The 4,260-nt window shown below is 74.7% G+C and carries 4 protein-coding genes and 1 pseudogene; 2 read left to right on the forward strand and 3 right to left on the reverse strand.

Annotation, left to right across the window (positions count from 1 at the left end):
• Positions 1 to 79 precede the first annotated feature (79 nt).
• Positions 80 to 1,972, forward strand: a complete 1,893-nt coding sequence (dnaG, locus tag ACWEVO_RS31310) for a DNA primase (protein WP_452311071.1) — start codon at positions 80 to 82, stop codon at positions 1,970 to 1,972.
• Positions 1,972 to 2,508, forward strand: a complete 537-nt coding sequence (locus ACWEVO_RS31315; protein WP_452311068.1) for a hypothetical protein — start codon at positions 1,972 to 1,974, stop codon at positions 2,506 to 2,508. The genes dnaG and ACWEVO_RS31315 overlap by 1 nt, the downstream gene beginning before the upstream one ends.
• Here ACWEVO_RS31315 and ACWEVO_RS31320 read toward each other — a convergent pair.
• The 3 genes and pseudogenes from ACWEVO_RS31320 to ACWEVO_RS31330 form a co-directional block, all read right to left on the reverse strand.
• Positions 2,505 to 3,473, reverse strand: a complete 969-nt coding sequence (locus ACWEVO_RS31320) for a TAXI family TRAP transporter solute-binding subunit (protein ID WP_452311069.1) — start codon at positions 3,471 to 3,473, stop codon at positions 2,505 to 2,507. The two genes, ACWEVO_RS31315 and ACWEVO_RS31320, sit on opposite strands and share 4 nt — an antisense overlap.
• Positions 3,470 to 3,862 carry a roadblock/LC7 domain-containing protein gene (locus ACWEVO_RS31325; protein ID WP_452311070.1) on the reverse strand — a complete coding sequence of 131 codons (393 nt, stop codon included), beginning with the start codon at positions 3,860 to 3,862 and terminating at the stop codon, positions 3,470 to 3,472. Before ACWEVO_RS31325 ends, ACWEVO_RS31320 begins: the two co-directional genes overlap by 4 nt.
• Positions 3,859 to 4,260, reverse strand: a pseudogene (locus tag ACWEVO_RS31330) (hypothetical protein); the annotation flags it as partial. The pseudogene ACWEVO_RS31330 and the gene ACWEVO_RS31325, both read right to left, overlap by 4 nt.

Genomic DNA, 4,260 nt, shown 5'->3' on the forward strand with positions numbered 1-4,260 from the left:
GCCCCGGCGCAGCGGCCGGGGCGGCGTCCGCCACACGCCCGTCCCCCCGACCGCCGGATCGTCGGTCCGGCAGGGCAGGATGTACGCCGAGGAGGTGGCGGAGATGGCGGGGCGGATCCGGGACGAGGACATCGCGCTGGTCCGCGAGCGCAGCTCCATCGCCGAGGTCATCTCCGACACGGTGACGCTCAAGTCGGCCGGCGGCGGCAACCTCAAGGGCCTGTGCCCGTTCCACGACGAGAAGAGCCCGTCGTTCAACGTCTCCCCGGCCCGCAACGTCTGGTACTGCTTCGGCTGCGGCGCCGGCGGCGACGCGATCAAGTTCCTGATGGACGCCGAGCACCTCAGCTTCGTCGAGTCCGTCGAGCGGCTCGCCGCCCGCGCCGGCATCCAGCTCCGGTACGTCGAGGACGACAGGTCCGCGCCCCGGCAGCGGCCCCAGCAGGGGCAGCGGCAGCGGCTGGTCGCCGCGCACGCCGCCGCCGTCGAGTTCTACCGCGGGCAGCTCACCACGGCCCGCGCCCGGCCCGCCCGCGAGTTCCTCGCCCAGCGCGGCTTCGACCGCGCCGCCGCCGAGCGGTACGGCTGCGGCTTCGCCCCGGACGCCTGGGACCTGCTCACCAAGCACCTGCGCCTGCAGGGCTTCAGCCACGACGAGCTGGTAACCGCCGGGCTGTCCCGGCCGTCCCGCTCCGGCAGCCTGATCGACCGGTTCCGGCGGCGGCTGCTCTGGCCGATCCGCGACCTCACCGGGGACGTGATCGGGTTCGGCGCCCGCAAGCTCTTCGACGACGACGACGGCCCGAAATACCTGAACACCCCCGAGACCCCGATCTACAAGAAGTCGCACGTGCTCTACGGCATCGACCAGGCCAAGCGGGAGATCGCCAAGCAGGGCAAGGTGGTCGTGGTCGAGGGCTACACCGACGTGATGGCCTGCCACCTCGCTGGCGTGCCGACCGCCGTGGCGACCTGTGGCACCGCGTTCGGCGGCGACCACATCGGGGTGCTGCGCCGGGTGCTCTTCGACAGCGACGAGCGGGCCGGCGAGATCATCTTCACCTTCGACGGGGACGCCGCCGGCCAGAAGGCCGCACTGCGCGCCTTCGAGGACGACCAGCGCTTCGTCGGGCGTACCTTCATCGCGGTCAGCCCGGACAACATGGATCCGTGTGAGCTGCGGCTGGCCAAGGGCGACCTGGCGGTCCGCGACCTGGTCGCCCGCCGCGAGCCGCTGGTCGACTTCGCGCTCCGGCACGTGATCAACCGGTACGACCTGGACACGGTCGACGGCCGGGTGGAGGCGATGCGCCGGGCCGCCCCGCTGGTCGCCAAGATCAAGGACCGGGAGAAGCGCCCGGAGTACGTCCGCAAGCTCGCCGGCGACCTCGGCATGGAGATCGAGCCGGTGCAGCGCGCGGTGCTGGCCGCCGGGTCGGGGCAGCCGACCGGCGAGGCGGGCGCCCCGGGCCGCCCCGGTCCGGCCGCCCCCACGGTGGACAGCCCGCGGTCGATGGTCGAGCGGGAGGCGTTGAAGCTCGCCCTCCAGGAGCCGGTGCTGGCCGGCCCGATGTTCGACGCGGTCGAGGCGGCGGAATACCGGCACCCGGTGCACCAGGCGCTCCGCGCCGCGATCGCGGCCGCGGGCGGGGCGGCGACCGCCACCGGCGGCGCGGTCTGGATCGAGCAGGTCCGGGACGCGTGCGACGACCTGGCCGCCCAGGCGCTCGTCGGCGAGCTGGCGGTCGAGCCGTTGCGCATCGACGGCGAGCCCGACCCCCGGTACGTCTCGATCACCATGGCCCGGCTCCAGTGGGGCTCCGTCACCGGCCGGATCAAGGACCTCAAGTCGAAGATCCAGCGGATCAACCCGGTGAGCAACAAGGACGAGTACTTCGCGCTCTTCGGGGAACTGCTCTCGCTGGAGCAGCACGCCCGGGCGTTGCGCGAGCAGGCCGCCGGAGGACTGTGATGGGACTGTTCACCCGCAAGCCCAAGCTGCCACCCGCCGACCGGCCGCCGCTGGCCGCCGACGAGCGGGTGCTCGCCTGGGCCGCCGCCGGCAACGGCGAGGGCGACGGCGTGGTGGTGGCCAGCAACCTCGGGCTCTGGCTGCCCGGCCGGGCGCACCGGATCGGCTGGCACGACATCCTCAAGGCGGTCTGGTCCGGCCGGGAGCTGACCGTCACCCCGGCCGAGCGGGTCACCGAGCGGGACGGCTACCTCGTGGTGGCGGACCTCCCCGCCGAGACCTACCTGCTGCTCGACCCGGGCGACCTGCCGCACCAGGTGCGGGCGCGGGTCACCCGCTCGGTGGCGTACACCGCGCACCACCCGGTGCCCGGCGGCGCCGGCCGGATCGCCGCCCGCCGGGTCCCCGGCGTGGACGGGCTGACCTGGACGGTCCGCTACGACGCGGGCACGCCGGCCGACGACGAGGCGGTGGCCGCCGAGACGGACCGGCTGGTCGCCGCGGCCCGGGCCGCCACCGTCCCCGCCGACGTCTAACCGTTGCGGTAGTACCGGCTGGCGCCCGGGTGCAGCGGGATCGGGTCGGTGCGCGCCGCGCTCTCCCGGGTGAAGTTGCCCGCCTCCGGGTGCACCTTGATCAGTTCACCCTGGTACGCGAAGAGCAGCCGGGTCAGGTCGTACGCGAGCTGGTCCGGCATGTCCGCGCGCACCAGGATCACGTTCGACACGGTGATGGTCGGGGTGGCGTCCGGCGTGCCGTAGACCTCCTTCGGCAGCGTCGAGGTGGTGTAGCCCGTGCCGTAGCGGGCGGCGAGCGGCTCGATCAGGTCGGCGATGGGCAGCAGCCGGAACCGGCCGGGCGCGCTGGCGAGCAGGTCCTTGATGCCCGGGGTGGGCAGGCCACCGGAGAAGAACATCGCGTCCAGGCTGCCCGCCCGCATCCGCTTCACCGTCTCCGGCAGCGACAGGTTGAGCCGCTGGATGCCCCGGTCGGGGTCGATCCCGGCGGCGGTCAGCAGCCGGCCGGCGATGATGTCGGTGCCCGACTTCGGGGAACCGGTGGAGACCCGCTTGCCGCGCAACTGGGCGAAGCTGGCGATCTTGCCGTCGGCCCGGACGATCACGTGGGTGTAGTTGCTGTAGATCCGCGCGAGGGCCCGGACCGGCTGCGCCTGCCCGTCGAACGCGCCCCGGCCGGCGACCGCGTCCGCCGCCGTGTCGGCCAGGCTGAAGGCGACCTCCATGTCGCCGCCGGCCAACCGGTTGATGTTCTCCACCGACGCGCCGGTCGGCTCGGCCCGGGCCTCGTACCCGGGCAGGTGCCGGCTGATCACATCGGCGTAGCCGCCGCCGAGTTGGTAGTAGACGCCGGTGGTGTTGCCGGTGGCGAGGAAGATCCGCCCGCCGTGCCACGCCTGCGGACCGGCCTGCGCCGAGCCGCAGCCCGCGACGACGGCGGCCAGCAGGAGCGCCGCCACCAGCCGCAGGGGGCGACGGGTCACTGGCGGACCGCCGGCTCCAGTGCCTCGGCCACCCGCTGGACCAGCGTGGCCGTCTCGTAACCGATCTGGCCCAGGTCGCAGCCGGGGGCGGCGAGCACGCCGAGCAGCGCCCGCTCGCCGACCGCCATCACCAGCAGCACGCCGCCGTCCATGTCGACGATCTGCTGGCGTACCCGGCCCGCCGACATCAGCCGGGCGGCGCCCACGGTCAGGCTCGCCAGGCCGCTGATCACCGCGGCGAGCTGGTCCACCTGGTCGGAGGAGAGGTCCGGCGAGGCGGCCAGCCGCAGCCCGTCCTCGGACACCGCGAGGGCGTGCGACACGTCCGGCACCCGCTCGGCGAAGTTCGCCAGCAGCCAGTCGAGTCCGGCGGTCACGGATGGGGTCATTGGGTTCTCCCGGTGGGTGTGGTGTGCGGGGCACGGCGCGTCGCGCTGGCCACGCCCTCGGCGAGGGCGGACAGGCGGGCGCGTACCACCTCGGGGTCGAGCAGGTCCGCCTCGGGGCGGAGCGGCACCGCGGTGGTGGGGAAGGGTGCGGGGAGCTGACCGCCCCGGGTGCGCCGGGGCAGCCCGGTGGCGGTGGTCTGCGGCAGCGCCGGGGCGTCGGCGGGGCGTACCCGGGCGGTGCTGGGCGTCAGCACCGCGGCGCCGGGCGGCCGGACGCTGGCCACCCCCCGGACGGCGGCGGCGCCGGCGACCGGCATCGGGACGGTGGCGGCCCGGCCCACGGCGGTCGGGGCGGGCGGGGTGGTGACCAGGTCGCGGCCGCCGGTGCGGGGGCGGAA

It is taken from the genome of Micromonospora sp. NPDC003776, from assembly GCF_053605645.1.